24 protein-coding genes are annotated in these 25,705 nt (G+C 72.3%); 13 read left to right on the top strand and 11 right to left on the bottom strand.

Features of this window, described 5'->3' with window-relative positions:
• Positions 1-14: 14 nt before the first annotated feature.
• The 4 genes from ACIRSU_RS24430 to ACIRSU_RS24415 form a co-directional block, all read right to left on the bottom strand.
• A complete protein-coding gene (locus ACIRSU_RS24430; RefSeq protein ID WP_403796470.1) occupies positions 15-1,073 on the bottom strand; it encodes a hypothetical protein in 1,059 nt (352 codons plus the stop codon).
• Positions 1,074-1,597: 524 nt separating this feature from the next.
• Positions 1,598-2,491, bottom strand: a complete 894-nt coding sequence (locus ACIRSU_RS24425; protein WP_403795790.1) for an N-acetylneuraminate synthase family protein — start codon at positions 2,489-2,491, stop codon at positions 1,598-1,600.
• Between the two features lie 91 nt (positions 2,492-2,582).
• Positions 2,583-3,776 carry a cytidylyltransferase domain-containing protein gene (locus ACIRSU_RS24420; protein ID WP_403795787.1) on the bottom strand — a complete coding sequence of 398 codons (1,194 nt, stop codon included), beginning with the start codon at positions 3,774-3,776 and terminating at the stop codon, positions 2,583-2,585.
• Positions 3,776-5,122: a DUF6716 putative glycosyltransferase gene (locus ACIRSU_RS24415; RefSeq protein WP_403795784.1), complete on the bottom strand. Its 1,347-nt coding sequence runs from the start codon at positions 5,120-5,122 to the stop codon at positions 3,776-3,778. The genes ACIRSU_RS24420 and ACIRSU_RS24415 overlap by 1 nt, the downstream gene beginning before the upstream one ends.
• 199 nt (positions 5,123-5,321) lie before the next feature.
• On the opposite strand from ACIRSU_RS24415, the gene ACIRSU_RS24410 reads away from it, so the two are divergent.
• Positions 5,322-6,317 (top strand): glycosyltransferase family 2 protein, encoded by a 996-nt coding sequence (locus ACIRSU_RS24410; RefSeq protein WP_403795782.1) that lies wholly within the window; start codon positions 5,322-5,324, stop codon positions 6,315-6,317.
• Positions 6,314-7,663, top strand: a complete 1,350-nt coding sequence (locus ACIRSU_RS24405) for a polysialyltransferase family glycosyltransferase (RefSeq protein WP_403795779.1) — start codon at positions 6,314-6,316, stop codon at positions 7,661-7,663. Before ACIRSU_RS24410 ends, ACIRSU_RS24405 begins: the two co-directional genes overlap by 4 nt.
• 140 nt (positions 7,664-7,803) lie before the next feature.
• Here ACIRSU_RS24405 and leuE read toward each other — a convergent pair whose 3' ends face one another.
• Entirely contained in the window at positions 7,804-8,457 is a 654-nt protein-coding gene (gene leuE, locus ACIRSU_RS24400; protein WP_403795777.1) for a leucine efflux protein LeuE, read from the bottom strand.
• 120 nt (positions 8,458-8,577) lie between these two features.
• Complete coding sequence (locus ACIRSU_RS24395; protein ID WP_403795775.1) at positions 8,578-10,158, bottom strand: methylmalonyl-CoA mutase; 1,581 nt, start codon at positions 10,156-10,158, stop codon at positions 8,578-8,580.
• Between the two features lie 256 nt (positions 10,159-10,414).
• Here ACIRSU_RS24395 and ACIRSU_RS24390 point away from each other — a divergent pair, with 256 nt between their 5' ends.
• A complete protein-coding gene (locus ACIRSU_RS24390) occupies positions 10,415-11,302 on the top strand; it encodes a peptidoglycan-binding protein (protein ID WP_403795772.1) in 888 nt (295 codons plus the stop codon).
• Positions 11,303-11,538: 236 nt separating this feature from the next.
• Here ACIRSU_RS24390 and ACIRSU_RS24385 read toward each other — a convergent pair whose 3' ends face one another.
• Together ACIRSU_RS24385 and ACIRSU_RS24380 are read right to left on the bottom strand one after the other, a co-directional pair.
• Positions 11,539-12,675 (bottom strand): hypothetical protein, encoded by a 1,137-nt coding sequence (locus ACIRSU_RS24385; RefSeq protein WP_403795769.1) that lies wholly within the window; start codon positions 12,673-12,675, stop codon positions 11,539-11,541.
• Complete coding sequence (locus ACIRSU_RS24380; RefSeq protein ID WP_403796467.1) at positions 12,675-13,343, bottom strand: RNA polymerase sigma factor; 669 nt, start codon at positions 13,341-13,343, stop codon at positions 12,675-12,677. The genes ACIRSU_RS24385 and ACIRSU_RS24380 overlap by 1 nt, the downstream gene beginning before the upstream one ends.
• Before the next feature lie 417 nt (positions 13,344-13,760).
• On the opposite strand from ACIRSU_RS24380, the gene ACIRSU_RS24375 reads away from it, so the two are divergent.
• Positions 13,761-14,510 (top strand): Clp protease N-terminal domain-containing protein, encoded by a 750-nt coding sequence (locus ACIRSU_RS24375; RefSeq protein WP_403795766.1) that lies wholly within the window; start codon positions 13,761-13,763, stop codon positions 14,508-14,510.
• A 5-nt stretch (positions 14,511-14,515) separates the two neighbouring features.
• Here ACIRSU_RS24375 and ACIRSU_RS24370 read toward each other — a convergent pair whose 3' ends face one another.
• Both ACIRSU_RS24370 and ACIRSU_RS24365 read right to left on the bottom strand, forming a co-directional pair.
• Positions 14,516-15,037 carry a hypothetical protein gene (locus ACIRSU_RS24370; RefSeq protein WP_403795763.1) on the bottom strand — a complete coding sequence of 174 codons (522 nt, stop codon included), beginning with the start codon at positions 15,035-15,037 and terminating at the stop codon, positions 14,516-14,518.
• A 114-nt stretch (positions 15,038-15,151) separates the two neighbouring features.
• Positions 15,152-16,744, bottom strand: a complete 1,593-nt coding sequence (locus tag ACIRSU_RS24365) for a glycoside hydrolase family 20 protein (RefSeq protein WP_403795760.1) — start codon at positions 16,742-16,744, stop codon at positions 15,152-15,154.
• A gap of 254 nt (positions 16,745-16,998) precedes the next feature.
• Here ACIRSU_RS24365 and ACIRSU_RS24360 point away from each other — a divergent pair, with 254 nt between their 5' ends.
• The 7 genes from ACIRSU_RS24360 (at position 16,999) to ACIRSU_RS24330 (ending at position 23,009) form a co-directional block, all read left to right on the top strand.
• Positions 16,999-17,571 carry a 2-oxo-4-hydroxy-4-carboxy-5-ureidoimidazoline decarboxylase gene (locus tag ACIRSU_RS24360; protein WP_403796464.1) on the top strand — a complete coding sequence of 191 codons (573 nt, stop codon included), beginning with the start codon at positions 16,999-17,001 and terminating at the stop codon, positions 17,569-17,571.
• A gap of 203 nt (positions 17,572-17,774) precedes the next feature.
• Positions 17,775-18,155, top strand: coding sequence for a succinate dehydrogenase, cytochrome b556 subunit (gene sdhC, locus ACIRSU_RS24355; RefSeq protein ID WP_403795758.1), 381 nt, complete (start codon positions 17,775-17,777; stop codon positions 18,153-18,155).
• 8 nt (positions 18,156-18,163) lie between these two features.
• Entirely contained in the window at positions 18,164-18,637 is a 474-nt protein-coding gene (locus ACIRSU_RS24350; RefSeq protein ID WP_403795756.1) for a succinate dehydrogenase hydrophobic membrane anchor subunit, read from the top strand.
• A gap of 25 nt (positions 18,638-18,662) precedes the next feature.
• Positions 18,663-20,417 (top strand): succinate dehydrogenase flavoprotein subunit, encoded by a 1,755-nt coding sequence (sdhA, locus tag ACIRSU_RS24345; RefSeq protein WP_403795753.1) that lies wholly within the window; start codon positions 18,663-18,665, stop codon positions 20,415-20,417.
• Positions 20,417-21,175, top strand: a complete 759-nt coding sequence (locus ACIRSU_RS24340; RefSeq protein ID WP_403795750.1) for a succinate dehydrogenase iron-sulfur subunit — start codon at positions 20,417-20,419, stop codon at positions 21,173-21,175. Before sdhA ends, ACIRSU_RS24340 begins: the two co-directional genes overlap by 1 nt.
• A gap of 211 nt (positions 21,176-21,386) precedes the next feature.
• Positions 21,387-21,875 (top strand): hypothetical protein, encoded by a 489-nt coding sequence (locus ACIRSU_RS24335; protein WP_403795747.1) that lies wholly within the window; start codon positions 21,387-21,389, stop codon positions 21,873-21,875.
• A gap of 87 nt (positions 21,876-21,962) precedes the next feature.
• On the top strand, positions 21,963-23,009 hold the full coding sequence (locus ACIRSU_RS24330; RefSeq protein WP_403795744.1) for a serine hydrolase domain-containing protein: 1,047 nt from the start codon (positions 21,963-21,965) through the stop codon (positions 23,007-23,009).
• A gap of 7 nt (positions 23,010-23,016) precedes the next feature.
• On the opposite strand, the gene ACIRSU_RS24325 is transcribed toward ACIRSU_RS24330, so the two are convergent.
• Entirely contained in the window at positions 23,017-23,547 is a 531-nt protein-coding gene (locus ACIRSU_RS24325) for a MarR family winged helix-turn-helix transcriptional regulator (RefSeq protein ID WP_403795742.1), read from the bottom strand.
• Positions 23,548-23,647: 100 nt separating this feature from the next.
• Between ACIRSU_RS24325 and ACIRSU_RS24320 the strand changes: the two genes are divergently transcribed.
• A complete protein-coding gene (locus tag ACIRSU_RS24320) occupies positions 23,648-24,838 on the top strand; it encodes an MFS transporter (protein WP_403795739.1) in 1,191 nt (396 codons plus the stop codon).
• Positions 24,839-24,907: 69 nt separating this feature from the next.
• Complete coding sequence (locus ACIRSU_RS24315) at positions 24,908-25,663, top strand: TetR/AcrR family transcriptional regulator (protein ID WP_403795736.1); 756 nt, start codon at positions 24,908-24,910, stop codon at positions 25,661-25,663.
• Positions 25,664-25,705: the final 42 nt, after the last annotated feature.

Raw genomic sequence — 25,705 nt, 5'->3', positions numbered from 1 at the left:
CCGTGTGGGTAAGCTCAGCCGAATTCGAGCCTCTCGGTGCGCGTCGCGCTGCCGGCCACGCCGGCCAGGAAGCCCTGGGCGCGCGGAGAGGCGTTCTCCTTGATCCACTCGGGCGCGATCTCGCACACGGCGACCTTCACTCCGGTGCCGGCGAGCGCCAGTGGCAGCGTGTGCACGACCGTGGACGGAAAGCTGAGGACGGTGCGGCCGATCGGGCCACGGCGGGCGATCAGCTCCAGCGGCAGATCGGGACGGACCACTTCGAGGCCGGTCTCGACCGCGATGCGGTGCAGCTTGTCGGTGGCTTCGCGACGGTGCGCGAAGTAGCGGGTGGCGCCGTGGGTGCGGGCCAGGGCGGCGACGGCCCGGAGGTACTCGTCGGCGTCGATCACGCCCGTCTCGACGAGGGAGGTGCCGACGAGGTCGGCGCCGCGGGTGATCCTGGGCGGGCCGAAGGCGGCCTTCGTCCACGCGAAGTCGTTGACGGTGACGGTGGTGCCGGGCGGCGGCTCGACCGGCAGCGAGGTGAAGATCTCCACGGTGCGGCGGCGGCCGGGGGCGAGCTTGCGGCGCGCCATCTTCGTCACCGGCGCGAGCACCAGCTCCCGCGGCCCGCGGCTCCCCCGCCGGTGCCAGCGCACCAGGCGCTCGCCGCGCGCGAGTTGGGCGGCGAACTCCATGGTGGCGGTGCCGTCGTCGACGACGGTGACGTTGCGGGGCCCGTACAGCCCGAGCAACAGCTGCACATAGCGCGAGAACGGATCCCCGACGATCACCCGCTCCGCCGCCCGCAACGGCCCCGCGAGCTCCCGCAGCGTCCGTATCACCGCCCCCTTCCCCTGCCGGGCGTCCTGCCACTTCACCGTCACGCCCTCGTCCCGCGCGATCTGCGCCATCCGGCGCAGCTGGCCGCGGGACATGGGGTCGGTGGGCGAGAGGACGACGACGGTGAGGCGGAGACCGGCGAGGGAGGGGCGGGTGACGCCGCCGGCGCCGCCGGGGCCGCCTTCGGCGGCGGGGGCGGGGCTGTGTGCGGCGTCGTGGGCCTCGGCCTGCGCGGGCAGACGGCCCACGCCCGTGGCCTCGGGGCCGGGCGCCGAGGCGGCGTGAGAGGTGCCGGGCTCGCCGCCCGCGGCGGGGGCGGCGGCGCTGCCCGCACCTGCGGGCGTCGCGGGGCCGGAGGCCGCGGCGGTTCCCGTGCCGGGCGCACGGCCGATGCCCGATCCGGACGTGTCGGCCTCGCCGAGCACGTCACCGGCACCCACCGGGCCGCAGGCCGGGGCCCCGGCCGCAGGGCGGGTGGTCGATCCGCCGGCGTTCGTCGCCGCGCCGGAGGCGTCGGTCGTGCCCGTGTCCGCGGCCGTCGGGCCGGACCTCCCGGTGCCGGCCGTGCCGGGCGCGGCGGTGGGCGACGCCTGCGTGGCGGCAGCGGGGGTCGTCGCGCCTCGCGCGGTGCCCGCCGCCCCGCTCCCCCGCCGGTTCGGCTGGCGGGGGACGGAGTGGAGGCGGGGGCGGGGGTCCCGGAGGGCGGTGGTGTGGGCCCATTCCAGGACGTTCAGAAGCTGGACCGGGCTCTCGACGAACGCCAGCTGGCCGGTCATGCGGAGACGAGCCCCTGGACGCGGCGGAGCTTCTTCATCGGGCCGAGCTCCGACTCGTAGACCTTCTTCACGCCGTCGCCGAGCGCGGTCTCGATCGTGCGGATGTCGCGGACCAGGCGCTGCAGGCCCTGCGGCTCGACGGAGGCGGCCTGGTCGGAGCCCCACATGGCGCGGTCGAGGGTGATGTGGCGCTCGACGAACGTGGCGCCGAGGGCGACCGCGGCGAGCGTGGTCTGGAGGCCGGTCTCGTGGCCGGAGTAGCCGATCGGGACGTTCGGGTACTCCTCCTGCAGCGTCTGGATGACGCGCAGGTTGAGCTCCTCGGCCTTGGCCGGGTAGGTGGAGGTGGCGTGGCAGAGCAGGATGTTGTCGCTGCCCAGGACCTCCACCGCGTGGCGGATCTGCTTCGGCGTGGACATGCCGGTGGAGAGGATCACCGTGCGGCCGGTGGCGCGCAGCTCGCGCAGCAGCTCGTCGTCGGTGAGCGAGGCGGAGGCCACCTTGTGGGCGGGGACGTCGAACTTCTCCAGGAAGGCGACGGCCTCGGTGTCCCACGGCGAGGCGAACCAGTCGATGCCGCGCTTCTTGCAGTGCTCGTCGATCGCGCGGTACTCGTCCTCGCCGAACTCGACGCGGTGGCGGTAGTCGATGTACGTCATCCGGCCCCAGGGCGTGTCGCGCTCGATGTCCCACTGGTCGCGCGGGGTGCAGATCTCGGGCGTGCGCTTCTGGAACTTGACGGCGTCGCAGCCGGCCTCGGCGGCCGCGTCGATGAGCGCGAAGGCGTTGTTCAGGTCGCCGTTGTGGTTGATGCCGATCTCGCCGGTGATGTAGACGGGCCGGCCCGGGCCGGCGGTCTTGCTGCCGAGGGTGCGGAGGCGGTTGCTCATGATGGTGGTTCCTTATGCGTTGGGGTGTAGGGCCCAGAGGGCTCAGGGGGTGCGGGGCTCAGAGGGGTGCGGGGCTCAGGGGGTGCGGGGCTCAGGGGGTGCGGGGCTCGGGGATGGTGAGCTCGGGTCCGAGGAGCCAGGAGGCGATCTCGCGGATCGCTCCGGAGCCGCCGGGGGTGTCCGTGACCGCGCGGGCCGCGGCCCGTACGGAGTCGTGGGCGCTGCCCACCGCGACGGGCCAGCCGACGAGGTGGAAGCAGGGCAGGTCGTTGACGTCGTTGCCGGCGTAGAGCACGCGCTGCGGGTCCACGCCCTGCTCGTCGCACCACTGCTTGAGGGCGAGGTCCTTGCGGTCCACGCCGTGCAGCACGGGGATCCTGAGCTTGCGGGCGCGGGCCGCGACGACCGGGTTCTGCTCGGACGACAGGATGAGCAGCGGGACGCCGGCCTTGCGCAGGGCCGCGATGCCGAGGCCGTCGCCGCGGTGCACGGAGACGAACTCCCGTCCGTCCGCGTCGATGTGCACGCGGTCGTCGGTCTGGGTGCCGTCGAAGTCGAGGACGACCGCGTCGACGTCGGCGACCGTCGGCGTGACGGGCGTGTCGAGCAGCGGGGCGAGCGCGCGGGCCCGGGCCAGGTCGTGCGGGTCGTCGATCTCCAGGACGCGCGCCGGGTCGGTGACGACGAGTTCGGTGCGGCCGAAGAAGCGGTGCCGGTGGGTACGGAAGCCGTCGGCGGCCATCGCGTAGACGGCGCCGGTCTCCAGGTACTCCGGCTCCCGGTCCTGGCGGCGCGGCCGGTGCGCCTTGTCGTGGTTGACGCCCGTGGCGCCGCCCTCGGTCTCGCGCCAGAGGAAGCCGTGGCTGGGGGCGGCCGTGAACGCGGTGTCGGCGACGCCCTCGGTGATCCGGCGCGCGGTCTCGTCGACCTCGTCGGCGCCGAGGAACGGGCTGGTGCACTGGACGAGCAGCACGACGTCGGCGGCGCGGCCGTGGGTCGCCTCGAAGGCGTCCATGGCGTGCAGCACGGCCGACTCGCTGCTCGCGGTGTCGCCGGACAGCTCGGCGGGCCGGCGCACCGCCTCCGCGCCGAACGCGCGGGCGGCGTCCGCGATGCCGGAGTCGTCGGTGGAGACGACGACGTCGGTGACGGCGGGGGCGCCGAGGCAGGCCCGGACGGCGCGCCCGACCAGCGGGATTCCGGCGACCGGGGAGAGGTTCTTGCCGGGTACCCCCTTGGAGCCGCCCCGCGCGGGGATGACGGCGAGCACGGTGGGAACGGTCATCACAGTTCTCCCAGGCGTCGGATCACAGGGGCCACGCGCTGCACCCCGTGGCGGTACGCGCCGCGCGCCGCCTCGCGGACGATGCGGCGTACGCCGCTCTCGCGGGGCTCGGGGGCGGTCACGTCGAGGCGGTGGCGGGCGAGGATGCCGGGCAGGTAGCCGCCGGCGGTCGCCTCCGTGTAGTACGGGGCGATCGGCGGCAGCGCCGGGCCGGCGAGCAGCTCGGCGACGCGCGCCCGGGCGGCGTCGAAGGCCCTCTCGTACGAACCCCCGACCCCGACGCCCTGCCGCCCCAGCCACTCCTCGTCGGGCTCGGGCGCGGCGCCCTTGTCGAGCGCGTCGAAGGAGGTGAGCAGGCCGGAGCCGATGAAGTGGTGGTTGCCGAGGACCTCGCGCACGCCGAGGTCGGTGAGGACCGCGGTGGGGATCCGCCGGTGCAGCGCTTCGAGGGCGGCCGTGGAGGAGACGGTGACCAGCAGGTCGGTGCGGTCGAGGACCTCGCCCATGTGCCCGTACACGAGGCGGAAGTTGGCCGGCACCTGTCCGTCGGGAAGGTCGCGCACCAGTCGCTGGTACGGGAACTCCTCCAGGTGCGTGGTGTGTTCGCCGGGCTTGGAGCGCAGCTTGAGCAGCACCTCGCGGCCCGGGTGCAGCCGGGCGTGCTCGACCAGCCGGCGCAGCACGTAGACGCGTTCGGCCTTCGTGACGGGCACGGAGGGCTGCGCGGCGAAGACCAGGGTGTCGCGGCCGGGCTCGGGCTTGTGCGGGGCGCCGCCCAGGAAGGGCAGGGCAGCCTCGACGACCGCGTGCGGGTCGGCGCCGACGCCCTCGTACACGGCGCGGAAACGCTCCGCGTCGTGGCGGGAGTTGGCGAGCACGACATCGGCGCCGTGGCGCAGCAGCAGGCCGTCGGCGAGCTTCTCGTAGACCACGCCGACATAGCCGGTGACGATCACCGGGCGGCGCTCCAGGCCGAGTTCGGCGAGGCCCTGGAGGACGGCGCGGACGGTCCCGCCGACGAGGGCGAGCACGATCACGTCGTATCCCTCGCCGCGTGCGCCCGCGTCCCGTACCTCACGCAGGAACTCCGCGCCCGTCCCCTCGCGCGGGGCGGTGTCGGACACCCCGGTCTCGGCGAGCTGGCGGGTGGTGGGGGTGGCGCGGCCGCGCAGGACGAAGCCGGTGACGGCAGCGGATTCGGGAGAAGTCTCGGCAGAGGTCCCGGCAGAGGTCTCGCGGGACTTCTCGGGAGAGATTCTGCGTGCGGTGAGCACGCCCCATTTCCACCGGGTGTCGGAGTCGGCGAGAACGGCGACGCGCACCGCTCGTTCGGTACGTGATGGCACGTCGAGGACGCTAGGAGGGGCGGGGGATTCGCGGCCCAACTGAGCCACAACAAATGGTTAACAGCGCCAAGACGCCTCACTGGAAACGGACAGAAAGGGGCCCGGGACCGGGCCGGTTAAGGGGTCCGCCGCTTCGTGTTCACCGGGTGTCCCCTCATCGGTCAGAACGAATGCCGGGGCGGCGCCTAGCGTCCGGTGCGTGGTCAAGCTCTCCGTCGTCGTGCCGTTCTACAACGTGCAGACATACGCCCCCGACGCCCTCAGAAGCCTGCGCGCGAACGCCCGCGAGGACTTCGAGTTCCTTCTCGTCGACGACTGTTCGACGGACGGGACCGCGGAGATCCTGGCGCGCGCCGAGCGCGAGATCCCGGGGGCGCGGCTGATCCGGCACGAGCGCAACGAGGGCCTCGCCACCGCCCGCAACACCGGTCTCGACGCGGCCCGGGGCTCCTACCTGGCCTTTCTCGACGGTGACGACTGGCTGTCCCCCGGCTTCTACGCGCGGCTCGTCGCCACCATGGACGAACTGGACTGCGACTTCCTGCGCACCGACCACGTCCGGGTGACCGGCCGGACCCGGTCCGTGCGGCGGGTGCCGGTCGGGCGGCGCGGCGAGGTCCTGCGGCCGCGCGACGCGATCCTGCCGGCCGACCGCACCACCTCCGTGGACTACCCGTACGCGTGGGCCGGGCTCTACCACCGGCGGCTGCTCGACCGCGGACTGCTGCACTTCACGCACGGCCTGCGCACCGCGGAGGACCGGCCGTGGATCTGGCGGCTGCACCGCGAGGCGGAATCCTTCGCCGTCAGCGGCGAACTCGGCATCTTCTACCGGCGCGGGGTGGCCACCTCACTCACCCAGATCGGCGATGTCCGGCAGCTCGATTTCATTCGCGCATTCGACCAGGTGATCGAGGAAACGCGGCGGGATCCGGAAGCGGACCGGCTGCTCCCCAAGGCCGTTCGCACGTATTGCGCGGTGATTTCCCACCACCTCAACACCATGGCGAAATTCGAACCCGAAGTGGGCCGGAAATTGCGGGCGATGAGCGCGGGCGCGCTGCGCAGGATGCCGCAGGACGTCCTCGCCGAGGCCCTGACGGCGATGGGCGAGGACCGGGCGGCCCCGCTGCGCCGGCTCAAGCGCCGCCGCCCCGCCCCCGCACCGGCCCCCCTGGAGACGAACGCCGCATGAGCACCACCCCCGTGCGCAGCACCGCCAAGACCACGCAGATCTTCTACGCCTCGACCCTCTACGGCGCCGCCACCCTGGCCGCCGCCCTCGACAGCGGCTGCTTCGGGCCGGCCGACCGGCGGGTGCTCCTGGTCTCCACCAACGCGGCCGTGCCCGAGACCACCACCCCGCTCGACCGGATGCCCGGCTTCGAGCGGCTGCGCGGCCGGTTCGACGAGGTCCTGGACTGGAACGCGACGATCGAACCGCTCCACCCGGGCGGCTGGCGGCCCCGCCCGGACGACCTGCCGATGCTCCAGCGGCATCTGCGGCTGCTGTGGGGGCTCGGCACCGACCGGATCGAGCTCGCCGTGGAGTCCCTCCAGGTCGCCCCCGCGCTCACGATCGCCCAGCTCTTCCCGGACGCGTCCGTCACCGTCTACGCGGACGGCCTGATGAGCTACGGCCCGACCCGCAACAAGATCGACCCGCTGGTCGGCGAGCGGGTGCGGCGGCTGCTCCACCTGGACCTGCTGCCCGGGCTCGCGCCGCTGCTGCTCGCCGAGTTCGGGGCGGTCGCCGAGACCGTGCCGACGGAGGCGTTCACCAAGGTGGTGGAGGAGCTGGCGGGCGCCGGGGAGCCCGCGGCCGCCGAGACCTCCTCGGGACCGGCCCCGGCGCTGCTGCTCGGGCAGTACCTGGCCGCGCTCTCCCTCCTCACCGCCGAGGAGGAGGGCGAACTGCACCTGCGCATGGTCCGCGGCGCGGTCGCCCGCGGCCACCGCCGGCTCGTCTTCAAGCCGCACCCGACGGCACCCGACGCCTGGTCCCGGGCGCTGGTCAGGGAGGCCGAGTCGCTCGGCGCCGAACTGACCGTCGAGGACCGCCCGGTGCTCGCCGAGGTGCTCTACCGGGAGCTGCGGCCCGCGCTCGTGGTCGGCTGCTTCTCCACGGCGCTGTTCACCGCGAGCGCCTTCTACGGGATCGAGACCGCGAAGGTCGGCACCCGGCCGCTGCTCGCCCGGCTCACGCCGTACCAGAACAGCAACCGGGTGCCCGTGGCCCTCGTCGACGCCCTCGTCCCCGACCTGGAGGAGCCGGGCGGCCGGTCGCCCCTTGCCGGGGCCGCACTCCAGGACCTGGTGGCGGCGGTCGGCTTCGTGATGCAGCCGAGGATCCGGCCGGACCTGCGGGACGCGGCCGTACGCCATCTGTCGGGACCGCTCGCCGCCGACACCCGGCACCACTTCACCCGCCGCCGCCTCACCTCACTCGGCCTCCCCGGCGGCCTCCCCGTCCCCCGCCACCCCGGCCTGCGCCGCCTCGCCCGCCGCGCCCTGAAGCTGAAGCGACGGGCCCTGGGCTGACGGCCGGGCCAGGCCGGGGCGGTCCCCGCCGGGCGACCGCGCGGAGGGCCTCAGGCGCGCGGCGCCTCAGGCGCGGGTGACCGGCTCCTGGAGTTCGGTCACCCAGCGGGACTCGTCCGCCGGGCACTCCCGTGTCAGGGTCAAGCGCTCGCCAGCGAGAGCTTCGCGGCGAAGCCGAGGAAGAGGGCGCCGGCGGCGGTGGTGGCACCGGCCGAGAGGCGCTTGCGGCGGCGGAAGGCGGCGGCGAGGCGGGTGCCGCTGAAGATGAGGGTGGTGAGGTAGAGGAAACTGCCGAGCTGCAGCAGGGTGCCGAGGACCAGGAAGGACAGCGCCGGGTAGGCGTAGGAGGGGTCCACGAACTGCACGAAGAAGGAGATCAGGAAGAGGATCGCCTTGGGGTTGAAGAGGCTGATGATCAGCGCCCGGCGGTACGGGTGCTCCACGGAGCCGGTCTCCTGCGCGGCGGGCTCGTCGGTCACCGTCTCGTGCCGCGCGCGCCACATCTCGCGGGCGGCGCGCAGCATCCCGTACGCCATCCAGGCCAGGTAGCCGGCGCCCGCGTACTTCACGATCATGAAGAGCAGCGGCGTGGTCTGGAGCAGCGAGGCCGCGCCGAGGGCGGCGAGGGTCATCAGGACCGTGTCGCCGGTGAACACGCCGGCCGCGGCCTTGTATCCGGTCCGGGTGCCCTTGCGGGCGGCGACGGACAGCACGTACAGCGAGTTCGGCCCCGGGAGAAGGATGATGAGGACGAGCCCGGCGAGATAGGTCGGCAGATCGGTGACACCCAGCATGAAGCGGAGTGTCGCACACCGGTACGACACTCCGCTTTAAATTTCAACAGATGGAACCAGTCCGAACGGGGCGGAACCGACAAGGACGGCTCAGGACGGCTCAGGACGGATCAGGACGGATCAGAACGCGTCGGTCGGGACGTAGGTGCCCCACACCTCGCGCAGCGCGTTGCACACCTCGCCCACCGTCGCCCGCGCCTTCAGCGCCGCCTTCATCGGGTACAGGACGTTGTCCGTCCCCTCCGCCGCCTTCTTCAGCTCCGCGAGCGCCGCGTCCACCGCCGCCTGGTCGCGCTCGGCGCGCAGCCGGGCGAGGCGCTCGGCCTGCTGGGCCTCGATCGCCGGGTCGACGCGCAGCGGCTCGTAGGGCTCCTCGACGTCGACCGTGTAGCGGTTGACGCCGACGACGACGCGCTCGCCGGAGTCGGTCTCCTGCGCGATGCGGTACGCGGAGCGCTCGATCTCGTTCTTCTGGAAGCCGCGCTCGATGGCGTGCACCGCGCCGCCGAGCTCCTCGACCTTCGCCATCAGCGCGACCGCCGCGGCCTCGACGTCGTCGGTCATCTTCTCGACGACGTACGAGCCGGCGAACGGGTCGACGGTGGCGGTGACGTCCGTCTCGTACGCGAGGACCTGCTGGGTGCGCAGCGCGAGCCGGGCCGACTTGTCGGTCGGGAGCGCGATGGCCTCGTCGAAGGAGTTGGTGTGCAGCGACTGGGTGCCGCCGAGGACGGCCGCGAGGCCCTGGACGGCGACGCGGACCAGGTTGACCTCGGGCTGCTGCGCGGTGAGCTGCACGCCCGCGGTCTGGGTGTGGAAGCGGAGCATCAGCGACTTGGGGTTCTTGGCGCCGAACTCCTCCTTCATGACCCGCGCCCAGATCCGGCGGGCCGCCCGGAACTTGGCGACCTCCTCCAGGATCGTGGTGCGCGCCACGAAGAAGAAGGAGAGCCGGGGCGCGAAGTCGTCGACGTCCATGCCGGCGGCGACCGCGGTGCGGACGTACTCGATGCCGTCGGCGAGCGTGAAGGCGATCTCCTGCGCGGGCGAGGCGCCGGCCTCGGCCATGTGGTAGCCGGAGATCGAGATGGTGTTCCACTTCGGGATCTCGGCCTTGCAGTACTTGAAGATGTCCGCGATCAGCCGCAGCGAGGGCTGCGGCGGGAAGATGTAGGTGCCGCGGGCGATGTACTCCTTGAGCACGTCGTTCTGGATCGTGCCGGTCAGCTTGTCGGCCGGCACGCCCTGCTCCTCGCCGACGAGCTGGTAGAGCAGCAGCAGGAGCGAGGCGGGGGCGTTGATGGTCATCGACGTGGAGACCTTGTCCAGCGGGATGCCGTCGAACAGCACCCGCATGTCCTCGATCGAGTCGATGGCGACGCCGACCTTGCCGACCTCGCCGTGCGCGATGGGCGCGTCGGAGTCGTGGCCCATCTGGGTCGGCAGGTCGAAGGCGACGGAGAGGCCCATGGTGCCGTTGTCGATGAGCTGCTTGTAGCGGGCGTTGGACTCCACGGCGGTGCCGAAGCCGGCGTACTGGCGCATGGTCCACGGCCGGCCGGTGTACATCGACGGGTACACACCGCGGGTGAACGGGTACGCGCCGGGCTCGCCCAGCTTCTCGGCCGGGTCCCAGCCCTCCAGGGCGTCCGGTCCGTAGACCGGTTCGATGGGCAGTCCCGACTCCGACTCGCGCGCCATGTGCTGTGCCTCCGCTGCTTCCCGCTGCCGCTACCGCTACCGCTACCGCTACCGCTACCGCTACCCAGTGGTACGGACCCTCGCGACGGACTGTAGCCCCGCCCGTACGACAGGGAGGAGGGCAGCCCGCTGGGACCTTCCTCACAGCATGCCCGTCTCGATTCGGTCACGTGCGCAACCGCGCGCGGCCGGGAATCCATCCCTTGTGTACACACGTCGTCCCGGGGGGGCATTGATGAAGCGTTCGTCGTCCGTCATGAACAGAGGAATCCTGGCCGGCACGGCCGTCGCCGTGGTGGTGGCACTGGCCACCGGCTGCACGCCCGACGGTTCGGGTCCGGGTACGGATCAGGGCAAGGACAAGGGGAAGGGCACGGTCAGCCAGGCGCCGACCACCTCCTCCCCGTCCGCCTCCGCCACGCCCAGCCCGTCGGCGAGCGCGAGCGCGACGTCCGACGACAAGCCGTCGTCGCCCACGCCGTCGGCGAGCGCGACCACCGGCAAGCCGAAGCGCGAGTACCTGATGGGCGACGGCGACGAGAGCGCGCAGGTGCGCGAGCTCCAGGCGCGACTGCGGCAGCTCGGCTTCTTCGACCGGGCGCCCACCGGCTTCTACGGGACGCTGACGACGGCCTCGGTGAAGAGGTTCCAGGCGCGGCGGGGGCTGCCGGAGACCGGCTCGGTCGACGAGACGACCTGGCGGACGCTGCTCTCCGTCACGCGGAAGCCGACCGCGGAGGAGCTGAAGCCGTCGACCACCAACAAGCTGGACGCGCCCGACCCGCGCTGCATGACCGGCCGGGTGATGTGCATCAGCAAGGAGACCAGGACGCTGGCCTGGATGATCGACGGCAAGGTCGTGTCGTCGATGGACGTGCGCTTCGGCTCGGAGAACACGCCGACCCGTGAGGGCCTGTTCAAGGTGGAGTGGAAGGCGCGCGAGTGGACCTCGACGATCTACCACACGCCGATGCCGTACGCGATGTTCTTCAGCCGCGGCCAGGCGGTGCACTACTCGAGGGACTTCGCGGCCCGCGGCTACGCGGGGGCCTCGCACGGCTGCGTCAACGTCCGGGACAAGGCGAAGCTGTCGGCGCTGTTCGACCAGGTGAAGGTCGGCGACAAGGTCGTCGTCTACTGGTGACCGGTGAAACGGTGAACCCCTGAACCCGTGAACCGGTGACGTGGAGAAGGCGGCTCGGAGGAAGAGAGAGGGCGCGGGTGGGACCGGGGGAACGTGCCCCACCCGCGCCGGTGCGCCGAGCCGAAGGTACGGGGGGAACCCCGGCTCCTTGCGCTCGCCGATGACCAGTCGGCTCACTCAGTACTGCGTCGGCGGGCCGAAAAGTGTCACACCTGCTTTTCGGCGCTGGTTCGACGCTATGAACGCGAGCCGTTCCTGCCGTGCGTCGAGGAGGACGGGGAGCCCTTGCCACGGCCCTTGCCGTGGCCCTTGTCCTGGCCCGTGCCCTGGCCGTGGCCGCCGCCGGAGCCCGCGGAACCGGCAGAGCCTACGGAACCGCCGGAGCCGCCGGAGCCGCGATCGCGGTCCCGGTCGCCTCGGTCACTCTTGCCGTCGCCGTCACTGTCGCCGTTACCGGAACCGGAACCGCTCCCTTTGCCGGTGCCGGACCCTTTGCCGGACCCTTTGCCGGAGCCGTCGCCCGAGCCTCCGTTCGCGGAGCCGGAGGTCGTGCGGCCGGTGGTGGGCAGCGTGGTCGTGTTGACCGGGACGCCGGAGAGGACGCGGTCGCAGTACCGCTTGACGGTGTCGCCGCTCTTGAGCGCTTCCGTGAGCCGCTGCCTGCCACTGCTGACGAGCTTGCCCGCCCGGTAGTCCTGGCACGCCCTGACGATCCGGTCGCGCTCGGCCGCGTCGCCGGTGACCGGGTCGCCGGTGCCGCCACCGGGGGTGGCCGTGTCGCCGCCGGGGCCCGCCGTGGTGGCGTCCGGGCCGCCGGTGGGTCCGGGCGTGGTGGTCCGGCCGTCGGGGCCGGTCGTCGGCACGCCGGGCACCTCGCTGCCAGTGCCGCCGGAGACCGAGCCGGAAACGGTCGGGTCGGTGATGTTGCCGGCGTCGACCGAGGTGCCGGGCCCGGGTTCGCGGGTCAGCGGCAGCACGCCCGTGCCGGCGGCGACGGCGACGCCGCCGACCGTGACGGCGGCGAAGGCGGCGGCGAGCCCGTACCGCAGGGAACGGCCCCAGCGGTGCCCCTCGGCGGCCGGGGCGAGCCGGACGGCGCCGAGGTCGGCGTACCCGGAGAGACCCGGCGCGGTCGCGGCCGCGCCGGCCCGCTCGGCGGACGCCTTGCGGAAGGCGGCCAGGGCGGCGGCCTCACCGGGGAGTTCGCCGTCGGGGCCGAGGGCGGGCGCCGTGGGCGTACGGGCCGACTCGAGGGCGCGCGCGAGGAGCCGGGCCTGGTCCCGGGCGGCCTGGTCGCCGGGGTCGACGGCCTCGCCGCGCAGCAACCGCTCCGCGGCCTCCTTGTCGAGCCATGCATACCGCTCGTCGGCCATCACATGTCCTTCTGCGTCCGCGGGCGCGATTGCGTCACACGTCCGGAATCCGGGGCACCGGTCCGCCGGCCGCGCTGCGGCGGTACGCCGTCGAGCGCGGCCGTGCCGGCGTCGGCACCGGCCGCGCCGAGGAGTTCGGCGAGCTTCTTGAGGCCGCGGTGGGCGGCGGTGCGGACGGCGCCGGGGCGCTTGCCGAGGGTCTCGGCGGCGCTCTTGGCGTCCAGACCGACGACGACGCGCAGGACGACGGCCTCGGCCTGGTCCTGTGGCAGTTGGGCGATGAGGTGCATGGTGCGGCCGGTGGCCAGGGCTTCCATTGCCTCGTCCGCGGTGTCGGAGTCGGCGGGCTTGTCGGTCAGTTCGGTCTCGTCGCCGCCCACGGCGGGGCGGCGGCCGCGCATCCGGATGTGGTCGAGGGCGCGGTTGCGGGCGATCCGGGCGGCCCAGCCGCGGAACCGGTCGGCGTCGCCGTCGAAGCGGTCGAGGTCGCGGGCGATCTGCAGCCAGCTCTCGGAGGCGACGTCCTCGGCGTCGGCGTCGCCGACCAGGGTGCGTATGTAGCCGAGGAGCCGGGGATGCACCGCGCGGTACACGGTACGGAAGGCGTCCTCGTCGCCGTTCTGCGCGGCGAGCACTGCGGCCGTCAGCTCCGCCTCGTCCCCCAGCACTCCCCACACCTGTTCGTCGTCACGCACATCGCGGCTGGTCGTCACCGCACGCCGCCCTTGGCGCAGCAGAACGCTACGTCCTGTTCGGGCGCCGCGTCCACGCGGGTCCGGTTCTTTGTACAAGTCGCAACTTCGTCCGGGTGACACGGGGCGGGACACATGGCGGGATACACGGCCGGACACATGGCGTGACGCGGGGTGTGACAGAAAACGCACGCCCGGCGCTGAAGGGAGTACGGGGCCGTGCTGCGGCTCCGCGGACGACGACCGGGGCCTCTCCTGTGGGGGGTGGCGACCCCGGTCGTCTTCCTTTTGGGCGCCTCCCGAGGGCGCCCTTTTTCTTTCCCCACCTACCTGCGGAACGGGACTGTCAACCGACCGTTGACACTCTTCGGCTGTCAACCTAAGGTTGCACTCATGACGAATCCACTCGGCATGAGCAATCCCGTGCGTCTCGACGACCTGATCGACGCGATCAAGAAGTCCCACCCGGACGACGCCCTCGACCAGCTCTCCGACGCGGTCATCGCGGCGGACCACCTCGGCGAGGTCGCCGACCACCTCATCGGCCACTTCGTGGACCAGGCCAGGCGGGCCGGCGCCTCCTGGACCGACATCGGCAAGAGCATGGGCGTCACCCGGCAGGCGGTCCAGAAGCGCTTCGTCCCCAAGGACGACAGCGCGGCGGACGCGGCGAAGATGGACCCGAACGCCGGCTTCAGCCGGTTCACGCCCCGGGCCCGGAACGTGGTGATGGCCGCGCAGAACGAGGCGTCCGCCGCCCGCAACGACAAGACGGGCCCGGCGCACCTGGCGCTCGGCCTGCTCGCCGAACCCGAGGGCATCGCGGTGCGCTGGATCGCCGGCCAGGGCGTCACCCCGGAGCAGGTGCGGGAGGCGGTCGCGGCGACGCTGCCGCCGGCCGTCGAGGAGGTGCCCGCGCTCATCCCGTACGACGCGGACGCCAAGAAGGTCCTGGAGCTCACCTTCCGCGAGGCCCTGCGGCTCGGCCACAACTACGTGGGCACCGAGCACATCCTGCTCGCCCTCCTGGAGTTCGAGGACGGCAAGGGCACGCTCGCGGGTCTCGGCCTCGACAAGGCGCGGGCCGAGCAGCAGATCACCGAGGCGATCGACTCGCTGTCGGTCGAGCAGCCCGAGGTCTGATCAGGTCAGGCGGTGCGCGCCCTGCGTGAGACGACCGCGCGCAGGACGCGCCCGCCCTCCGTCGACAGGTCCCGGGCCCGGCGCAGCCCGGTCGGGCCGTGCGCGGCCGACTCCAGGACGGCCTGCTGGCGGCGCAGTTCGCCCGCGAACAGCGGGCCCGCCTCCGTCGCGTCGTACCGCCCGTGGACCGCGAGCGCCGCCCCGGAGCACTCCCGGGCCCAGGCCCGCAGCGGCTCCGCGGCCCACTCGGCGGGCACCCCGGCGAGCATCCCGCGCACGAGCGCGGTCACGTCGTCGCCCTGCGCCCCGCTCCCGTCGAGCTCGACCCGCGCCTTCTCGACCGCCTCGCCCCAGGCCCCGCCGTCCCCGCGCGCCACCGCCGCCCACACCGGCCGCAGCACCTCGGCACGGTCGGGCGCGAACACCGCCAGGCAACGGTCCAGGCAGGCGAGCCCGGCGGCGGCAAGGCCCCGCTCGTCGGCCCGGTCGATCAGTTCCAGCAGGCTCGTGCTCGTCGCGGACGTCATGGCCGCCTCCTCGCCACCGATGCGGACGCAGTACTTCCCCTACTGCGCCGAGGGGCGCTTTTTCGTCACTGCGCGGCCGGAATCATGCCAGTGCCGCCGCCTGCTGCATAGACGTCAGCGCACCCGGCCCGCGAGCCCCTTGAACGCCTCCCAGCTCAGGCGCGGCTGCCGGGCGTCCCACAGCTTCTGGGCCGTCGCCGTCAGCGGCATCCGGATGCCGTCGGCCACCTGGGCCTCGGTCTGGGCGCCGGCGAGGTCGCACCAGACGGCGAAGCTGCCGCCGAGGACCTGGGCGTCGTAGCGCGCAGGCACCGGGGTGGTGCCGCGCAGGACGAGGGGGGTCCACTCCGCGTAGATGCGGCGGCCGGTGGGATAGGTCTGCCCGCGGGGCTGGCCGAGGATGTAGTAGAGGTACTTGTCGTTGTAGTTGATCAGCTTGCGGCCGGCGCTCAGGTACGAGGTCGGCGTGCGGGCGCCGTTCTCGGCGCCGGTCCAGTAGGCGACCTGCAGGTCCTCGGCCGCGCTGGTAACGCCGCCGGTGAAGAAGCCGTCGTTCCAGGCGCGCAGCGCCTTGCCGGTCGGGCGGACCACGGCCGCCCGTGCGTTGAGCCAGCCGGTGGCCAGGTCCTGGACGCGGCCGGAGGGGCCGTACTCGGCGGTGGCGGCGCGGGCGAGCTGCGGATAGGCCGCCTCGGGGTTGCTCGACATGAGGGCCACGTACTCGTCGCCGCCGAGGTGCCAGTACGCGCCGGGGAACAGGCCCGTGTACTCGCGCAGCAGCTCGTCGACGATCTTCGCGGAGGCCGGGTTGGAGATGTCGACGGTCCCGCGCGGCCTGCGGCCCGTCGCGCTGACGAGCTGGAGGTCCGGGTGCGCGTCGATGACCGCGCCGAGGTGTCCGGGCGAGTCGATCTCGGGGACGACCGCGATGTGCAGGCTCTGCGCGAGGGCGACGATCCGCCGCACCTCCGCCTTGCTGAGGTGCCGGGCGGACACCACCTCGGGGTGGCTGTCCGAGGCGATGCGGAAGCCCTGGTCGTCGGAGAAGTGCAGACCGAGCTCGTTGAGCTTGAGGTCGGCCATCTCGCGCAGCCGGGCCTCGATCCAGCCGGCGGTGAAGTACTTGCGGGCGATGTCGACCATCAGGCCGCGCCGCGGCTTCGCGGGCGCGTCGGTGACCGTGCCCTCGGGTATCGCGCCGGTCGACCTGACGGACTGTTTCAGCGTCCGGGTGCCGTAGAACACACCGGCCTGGCCCGGCCCGGTGATGCGCACCCGGCCGCCCTGGACGGCGAGCGTGTACGACTCGCTCCCGCCCTGCCCGCCGAGCGCGAGGCTCACGTCGCCGGGCCCCGCGGCGGCCGTGCCGCGGTACGGGATGCCCAGCTCGCCCGCGATCAGCCGGGCCTCGTCGGCGAGCGCGCCCTCGTCCTTCGCCGCGACGACGACGCCGGTGCCGGGTCCGGGCTTCCAGCCGGGGCCGCGCGCCGCCTGATGGGCCCGGACCGCCGGGATGACCTGCGGAGTGGTGGAGAGCGGGTACGTCCTGGTGGGCGTCGGGCTCGGCGGGGGCGCCGACGTCGGCGCCGCCGAGCTGGTGACCGTACCGCCCGGGACGCTGCCCGACGGGGAGACGGGGGCGGGCGGCCCGGCGGAGGAACCGTTCGAGCAGGCCGCCACGGTGACCAGCGCCACCGCGGCCGCCATCAGTGCGGGGCCCCTACGGGGCCCTCGTATGGAGTACCGCATCACCCGGAATCCTCCCTCATCGCACTAACCCCGGCATCCCGGGCCTTCTGCGGCCTTCTGTCCACGCCCTCGACGAAACCACTCGTCCAGGTGAAATTCGCGCATCCGTCGGACACTTCCCTCTTCCCGTCGATAGCGTGGAGTCACATCCACCCCACCACTTCCTCCCAGTACCTCCACGCCTCGCCCCGGAGTCCCCGCTGACCAGCGACATCCACGCCGCCCCCTGCCGGACCCTGGAACCCCCCGCCATACCTGCCCAGCAGGTCGCACCCCGGCACCCGGCAGGGCGCCACGGCGGGCTCACCGAGGGCAGGCCGGCCGACGGCGGGCTCGCCCGCTTCAACACCGCCCCGCCCGCCGCCGCCGAGGCCCTGCTGCTGGCCTGCTGCGGCAGCCTCCGCTGGGCCGAACGGGTGACGACGCACCGCCCGTACCCGACGCTCGACGCACTGCTCGCCGCCGCCGACGAGGCCGGTTACGACCTCGGGCGCGCCGATCTCGCCGAGGCCCTGGCCCGCGAGACCCCCGCTCCGCCGCACCCGGACGCGCCGCCGGCCGCCCGTACGGCGCTCGGCGCCGCCCTCGCCGCGTACGAGGCCCGGTTCGGGCACGCCTTCGTGATCAGTCTCGACGGGGTGCCGGCGGGCGAGCGGCTCGATCAGGTGCTCGCGGCGATCCGGTCACGTCTCGGCAACGAAAGGGAGGAGGAACGGGTCGTCGCCGCCGAGGAACTGCGCCGACTGGCCCGTACCCGGCTCACACGGTCGATTCAGGCGCGGTGAGTTCGTCCGTAATGCACCAGAAAGGGGCCAATTCGACGCACGGTGATAGCCCGTCCGTGGCTGTTTGATCACACCTATGGACCCCGCGCGAGCGAACCGACAAGTCGTCGCTACGATGACCGGGGCCGGTGGACCGTACCCGGCCGGGCCAGACCGACACTGAAGCCGGCCGGCCCTGATCCCCGCTCCCGGAGGGTATTTCCGTGCCGGCTGGAACGCTGTACCGCGGCCGGGAAGGAATGTGGTCCTGGGTGGCTCATCGAGTCACCGGCGTCCTCATCTTCTTCTTCCTGTTCGTACACGTGCTGGACACCGCTCTCGTCCGCGTCTCCCCCGAGGCGTACGACGACGTCGTAGCGACGTACAAGACGCCGATCGTCGCACTCCTCGAGTACGGCCTCGTCGCCGCCATCCTCTTCCACGCGCTCAACGGCCTCCGGGTCATCGCCGTGGACTTCTGGTCCAAGGGCCCGCGCTACCAGAAGCAGATGCTCTGGTCCGTCGTGGGCATCTGGGTCGTGCTGATGGCGGGCTCGCTGTACCCCGTCCTCGGCCACGCCGCACGTGAACTGTTCGGGAGCTGACGCCAGACATGTCTGCTGACACCACTTCCGCCATCGGTCCCGTCGAGGGCGCTGCCTACGACGTGGACAACCCGGCCCCGTACATCGAGGCCCCCCGCAAGCGCACGGGCAAGACCCCGCGCGCGACCCGGGGCAACTTCGAGATGGCCGCGTGGCTCTTCATGCGCCTCTCGGGCGTCGTCCTCGTCGTCCTGGTCCTCGGCCACCTGCTGATCCAGCTCTTCCTGGACGGCGGCGTCTCCAAGATCGGCTTCGCCTTCGTGGCCGGCCGCTGGGCGTCCCCGTTCTGGCAGGTCTGGGACCTGCTGATGCTGTGGCTCGCCATGCTGCACGGCGCCAACGGCCTCCGTACGGTCGTCAACGACTACGCGGAGCGCGCCAACACGCGCCTGTGGCTCAAGGGCCTGCTGTACACCGCCACGGTGTTCACCATCCTTCTGGGCACGCTGGTGATCTTCACCTTCGACCCGAACATCCGCTAGGCACGGGGCTGAGGTAATCCACGTCATGAAGATCCACAAGTACGACACCGTCATCGTCGGCGCCGGCGGCGCCGGCATGCGCGCCGCCATCGAGGCGACGAAGCGCAGCCGCACCGCCGTGCTGACGAAGCTGTACCCGACCCGCTCCCACACGGGCGCCGCGCAGGGCGGCATGGCCGCCGCGCTCGCCAACGTGGAGGAGGACAACTGGGAGTGGCACACCTTCGACACGGTCAAGGGCGGTGACTACCTGGTCGACCAGGACGCCGCCGAGATCCTGGCGAAGGAGGCCATCGACGCCGTCCTCGACCTGGAGAAGATGGGTCTCCCGTTCAACCGCACCCCGAACGGCACCATCGACCAGCGCCGCTTCGGCGGTCACTCCCGCAACCACGGCGAGGCCCCGGTCCGCCGGTCCTGCTACGCCGCGGACCGCACCGGCCACATGATCCTCCAGACGCTGTACCAGAACTGCGTCAAGGAGGGCGTGGAGTTCTTCAACGAGTTCTACGTCCTGGACCAGCTGATCACCGAGGTCGACGGCGTCAAGAAGTCCGCCGGTGTGGTCGCCTACGAGCTGGCCACCGGCGAGATCCACGTCTTCCAGGCGAAGGCGGTCATCTACGCCTCCGGCGGCACCGGCAAGTTCTTCAAGGTGACGTCGAACGCGCACACCCTGACCGGTGACGGCCAGGCCGCGTGCTACCGCCGTGGCATCCCGCTGGAGGACATGGAGTTCTTCCAGTTCCACCCGACGGGCATCTGGCGCATGGGCATCCTGCTGACGGAGGGCGCCCGCGGTGAGGGCGGCATCCTCCGCAACAAGGACGGCGAGCGCTTCATGGAGAAGTACGCGCCGGTCATGAAGGACCTCGCGTCCCGTGACGTCGTCTCCCGCTCCATCTACACGGAGATCCGCGAGGGCCGCGGCTGCGGTCCCGAGGGCGACCACGTCTACCTGGACCTGACGCACCTGCCGCCGGAGCAGCTCGACGCCAAGCTCCCGGACATCACCGAGTTCGCCCGTACGTACCTCGGCATCGAGCCGTACACGGACCCGATCCCGATCCAGCCCACCGCGCACTACGCCATGGGCGGCATCCCGACCAACGTCGAGGGTGAGGTCCTGGCGGACAACACCACCGTCGTCCCGGGCCTGTACGCCGCCGGCGAGGTCGCCTGTGTCTCCGTGCACGGCGCCAACCGCCTCGGCACCAACTCGCTCCTGGACATCAACGTCTTCGGCAAGCGCTCCGGCATCGCCGCCGCCGAGTACTCCGCCAAGCACGACTTCGTCGAGCTCCCGGAGAACCCGGAGGCCATGGTCGTCGCGCAGATCGAGAACCTGCGCAACTCCACGGGCAACGAGCGGGTCGCCGACCTGCGCCGTGAGCTCCAGGAGACGATGGACGCCAACGTGATGGTGTTCCGTACGGAGCAGACCATCAAGACGGCCGTCGAGAAGATCGCCGAGCTGCGCGAGCGCTACAAGAACGTGTCCATCCAGGACAAGGGCAAGCGCTTCAACACCGACCTCCTGGAGGCCATCGAGCTGGGGAACCTGCTCGAACTGGCCGAGGTCATGGCCGTCTCGGCCCTGGCGCGCAAGGAGTCCCGCGGCGGTCACTACCGCGAGGACTACCCGAACCGCGACGACGTCAACTTCATGCGCCACACGATGGCGTACCGCGAGGTCGGCGAGGACGGCTCCGAGACCGTGCGTCTCGACTACAAGCCGGTCGTCCAGACCCGCTACCAGCCGATGGAGCGTAAGTACTGATGGCTACCCCCGTTCTGGACAAGGTGGAGGCGGAGTCCGCCGCCTCCCCGTACATCACGGTCACCTTCCGGATCCGCCGCTTCAACCCCGAGGTGTCGGACGCGGCGGTCTGGGAGGACTTCCAGATCGAGATCGACCCGAAGGAGCGCGTGCTCGACGGTCTCCACAAGATCAAGTGGGACCTGGACGGCACGCTGACCTTCCGCCGCTCCTGCGCGCACGGCATCTGCGGCTCGGACGCGATGCGGATCAACGGCAAGAACAGGCTCGCCTGCAAGACGCTGATCAAGGACATCAACCCCGAGAAGCCGATCACCGTCGAGGCCATCAAGGGCCTCACGGTGATGAAGGACCTCGTGGTCGACATGGAGCCCTTCTTCCAGGCGTACCGGGACGTCATGCCGTTCCTGGTCACCAAGGGCAACGAGCCGACCCGCGAGCGCCTGCAGTCCGCCGAGGACCGCGAGCGCTTCGACGACACCACCAAGTGCATCCTGTGCGCCGCGTGCACGTCGTCCTGCCCGGTCTTCTGGAACGACGGCCAGTACTTCGGCCCGGCCGCGATCGTCAACGCGCACCGCTTCATCTTCGACTCGCGTGACGAGGCCGGCGAGCAGCGCCTGGAGATCCTGAACGACAAGGACGGCGTGTGGCGTTGCCGCACGACGTTCAACTGCACGGACGCCTGCCCGCGTGGCATCGAGGTCACGAAGGCGATCCAGGAAGTGAAGCGCGCCCTGATCACGCGTCGCTTCTAGCCTTTCCGACGCGCCCCTCGCACCGCTCGGCGCCTGGGGCGCCTCACAGGCTTCGGGCCGCTGCGTCGGACTCCGTCCGCCGGTCGGCGGCTGGGCCCCGTCTCCTCCGAGAGGCGGGGCCCTCCGCGTACACCGGCACGCGGGCGCTCCAGCAGGTGCGCACATGTGCCAGGATCTGATGCAGCGTTGACGCATGGAAGGACGGGGACTGATGAGCGAGCCGAACCCTTACAAGGCCGGGGACGCCGGGGCTGCCGGGGGTTACGAGTGGGGGCCGGGTCAGCAGGCGGGCGCTCCGGTGCCGCCGCAGTACCCGCCGGTGCCGGCGCAGCTGCCGATGGGCGCGCCGGGCATGGGCGCGCCGGTGCTCTCGCTCGGGGACATCACGGTGGTCGGGGACCAGATCATCACGCCGGCCGGGCCGATGCCGCTGAAGGGTGCGGTGTGGAACGCGATGGACATGTCGCGGACCGAGGAGAAGATGCCGACGGTGGCGGTCGTGCTCGCGGTCGTCTTCTTCCTGTTCTGCCTGCTGGGCCTGCTCTTCCTGCTGATGAAGGAGAAGCAGACGACGGGCTTCATCCAGGTCACGGTGACGAGCGGCGGCCGGCACCACGCGACGATGATCCCGGCGACCGGGCCGGACACCATCCACTGGGTCATGGGCCAGCTGAACTACGCGCGTTCGTTGAGCATGTGATCGAACGGCATCCTTAGGGGCCGACTCAGGGGCGATCCGGGGTCGTCCCCAATGGCCGGGGGGCCGCTGCGGCGGGAGCCTTGATCCATGACGAACGCATGGACACAGAAGGCTCGTTGGCTCACCGCCGCGGCGATGACCGCCCTGGTGGTGGCGGGCGCGGTGGTGCCCGCGAGCGCGGCACCGCCGCCGGGCGCCGCGGTGGCGGTGGCGGTGGCGCACGGGCGGCTGGATCCGGACGCGCTACGCGGGGCCATGGCCGGGCTGCCCGACGACTACGTACGCGGCGCGATGGTCTCCGTGTCCGGGCGGGACGGCCGGTGGAGCGGTACGGCCGGGGAGTGGACCGGGCCGGTCGACTCCGCGTTCGCGACAGGCAGCATCACCAAGCTCTTCACGTCCACGGTGGTGCTCCAACTCGTGGGCGAGGGACGCCTGTCCCTCGACGACACCGTCCAGGAGCTGCTCCCCGGCCTGTTGCCGTCCTCGTACGCGCCGATCACCGTCGGGCAGCTCCTCAGCCACACCAGCGGCCTGCAGAAACCCGTGTGCGTCCACCCCGGCACCCCGGAGGAGGTCGTGCGCTCCGCGGTCTCCTGCGGCACCCCGACGGCCCCGGGGACGGCCGTCCAGTACAACGGCGTCAACTACTTCCTCGCCGGTCTCGTGGTCGAGAAGGTGACCGGCCGGTCATACGGGGCGGAGCTGCGCGACCGGGTGCTGCGACCGCTCGGGCTGCGTCACACCGCGTTGCCGACGGGCGAGTGGGCCTGGGCGGAGGGCGGCCTGGTCTCCGACTCCGGCGATCTGCGGCGGTTCTTCACCTCGCTGATACGCGGTGGCCTGCTGCGCCCGGAGCAGCGCCGGCTTCTCTTCGAGCTGCCCGCCGTTCCCGGCGCGAACTTCAGCTACGGCGGGCTGATGGCCTACCGCCTGGACAGCGGGCTCGTGGTGTGGGGCAAGACGGGCTCGCTGCACGGCCACACGAGCGGGATATTCGCCACGCCGGATCTGGTGCGGGTGGCGGTGTACTCGATGCTGCCGACCGGCAAGGACGGGGATCAGGAGGTGGCGCTGGCAAAGCGGCTGGCCGCCGCCGCGTTCGAGGGGGTGACGGTGCCGACCGGGCGCTAGGTACGGCCTAGCCGTGCCAGTGGTCGCCGGTGACGCCTTCCTCGGCGGCGAGCATGACGCGGCGCAGGAGGTCGTTGAGGGTGGCGCGCTCCTCGGGGGTGAGGACGCCGAGGAGGCGGTACTCCTCGTGGCCGAGGACGTCCATCGCGCCGAGCCAGGTCTCGCGGCCCGAGGCCGTGAGTTCGACGATCACGCGGCGGCGGTCGGTGGTGGACGGGGTGCGGCGGATGAAGCCGCGCTTCTCCAGGGCGTCGAGGCGGCCGGAGACGGAGGCGGGGGCGAGGTCGAGGTCCTGGGCGAGGTCGGAGGGGGCGGCGCTGCCGCCGCGGCCGGCCAGCTTGTGGAGCGTGTCGAACTCGTGGCGTTCGAGGTCGAAGTCGACGAGGGACTGCTCGCGCACCCGGCGGAGGTGGACGGAGAGCTTCTTCATCCGGGTGACGGCGCCCTCGACGAGCGGGTCGAGGTCGGGCAGCACGGGCTGCCAGCGGGCCACGTGCCCGTCGGTCCAGTCCTGCGGCGTCTCGTCGGTGGGTGCCATGGAGTGATCGTACGTCGGCGGGCGGGCCCGGACCCGGCAAGTGTTTCGGTACCGAGTATTTCGTTGACGAATTATTCGGCACCGAAATAACCTCCGGTTCATGCATCCCCTTCGCCTGCGTTCCTTCCGGCTGCTCTTCGTCGGCCGCACCCTCTCCCTGGTCGGCGACGCCCTCATACCCGCCGCCCTCGCCCTCGCCGTCCTGAAGGCGACCGGCTCCACCTCGGCGCTCGCGCTCGTGCTCGCCTGCTCGATGGTGCCCAAGCTGCTCCTGCTGCCGCTGGGCGGTGTCGTCGGCGACCGGTTCGACGCGCGGGCGGTCGCGCTCGCCATGGACCTGGTCCGCTGTGTCAGCCAACTCTGCGTCGGTGTGCAGCTGTTGGGGGACGCGCCCTCGCTCGCGGTGATCGCCGCGGCCGGGGTGGCGGGGGGTGCGGCCGGGGCGTTCGCGCAGCCGACGTCCGCGCCGCTGGTCAAGGGCACGGTGCCGGCGGAGGCGCTGCAGCGGGCCAACGCGGCGATGGCCGTGGCGAACAGCGCGAGCCGGGTCGGCGGGCCGGCGCTCGCCGGGACGCTGATCGTGACGGTCGGGCCCGGGTGGGCGTTCGTCCTGGACTCGGCGAGCTTCGCGGTGAGCGCGGCGCTGCTGTGCGCGGTGCGGGTCACCCGGGTCACGGCCCCGGCCCGGCGGTCGGTGCTCGCCGACCTGAAGGAGGGCTGGCAGGAGGTCCGCACCCGGGACTGGTACTGGACCAGCCTCGTCGGGCACAGCGCCTGGAACGGCGCCGCCGCGGTCCTGATGACGCTCGGCCCGGCCATCGCCGTGGACCGGCTCGGCGGCGAGCTCGCCTGGGCGGCCTTCCTCCAGGCGGGCGCGATCGGGCTGCTGCTCGGTTCGCTGCTCGCCGACCGGGTCCACCCCCGGCGCCCGATCCTGGCCGCGAACACGGGCCTCGCCACGTACGCGCTGCCGCTGCTGCTCCTGGCGTACGGGGCGCCCGGGCCGGTCGTCATCGGGTCGTACGGGATCGCGATGGCGGGCCTCGGCTTCCTGACCCCGGTCTGGGAGACGGCCGTCCAGCGGGCGGTGCCCGAGCACGCGCTGGCCCGGGTCACCTCGTACGACTGGCTGCTGTCGCTGGCCGCGATGCCGCTCGGCTACGCTCTGGCCCCGCTCGCCACCGCGCACTGGGGGCCCGAACCGGCCCTGGTGGCCGCGGCGGTGGCGGTGGGCGGCTGCTGCCTGGGGACGGCGTTCGTGCCGGGGGTGCGGAGGTTCAAGGCCGCCTAGATCGCCCGGGGGCCGGCGGTACGGGACACACAGCTCGCCCCAGTAGGCTCGGGCCCTGTGAAGGACGCGATGGAAGAGAAGCACGCCGAGAAGCAGGATGAGAAGGCCGCCAAGGCTCCCAAGAGCGAGCAGACGCGCGCGCTCATCCTGGAGACCGCGCTCCGGCTGTTCCAGGAGCGCGGCTACGACAAGACCACGATGCGGGCCATCGCCCAGGAGGCCGGGGTCTCGGTCGGCAACGCGTACTACTACTTCTCCTCCAAGGAGCACCTCGTCCAGGGCTTCTACGACCGGATCGCCGAGGAGCACCAGGCGGCCGTCGAGCCGATCCTGGAGGGCGGCGAGAAGGACCTGACGGCCCGGATCCGCGGCGTGCTGCTCGCCTGGCTCGACATCGCCGCGCCCTACCACGAGTTCGCCGCCCAGTTCTTCAAGAACGCCGCCGACCCGAGGAGCCCGCTCAGCCCCTTCTCGCCCGAGTCGGAGGGCCCGCGCGAGGCGGTGATCGAGGTGCACCGGCGGGTCATCGCCGGCTCCTCGGTGAAGGTCGACCCCGAGCTGAGGGAGGCGCTGCCGCGGCTGCTCTGGCTCCAGCAGATGGGCCTGGTGCTGTTCTGGGTGTACGACCGCTCGGAGGGCGCCGCCAACAGCCGGCGCCTGGTGGAGCGCCTCGCGCCGGTGACCGCGCGGGCCATCTCGCTGTCCCGCTTCCGGATCCTGCGCCCGCTGGTGAAGGAGACCCACGAGCTGCTCGCCGACTTCATGCCGACGGCGGCGGGGATGGCGGCCTCGGGCAAGCCCAAGCGGCCCACCCGCAAGTCCTGAGGGCCACCCGCAAGCCCTCAGGGGCCACCCCTCAGGCAGGTG

Source organism: Streptomyces sp. NPDC101160, assembly GCF_044768205.1.
Lineage (GTDB): Bacteria > Actinomycetota > Actinomycetes > Streptomycetales > Streptomycetaceae > Streptomyces.
This window is presented reverse-complemented; position numbering and strand designations above follow the sequence as displayed.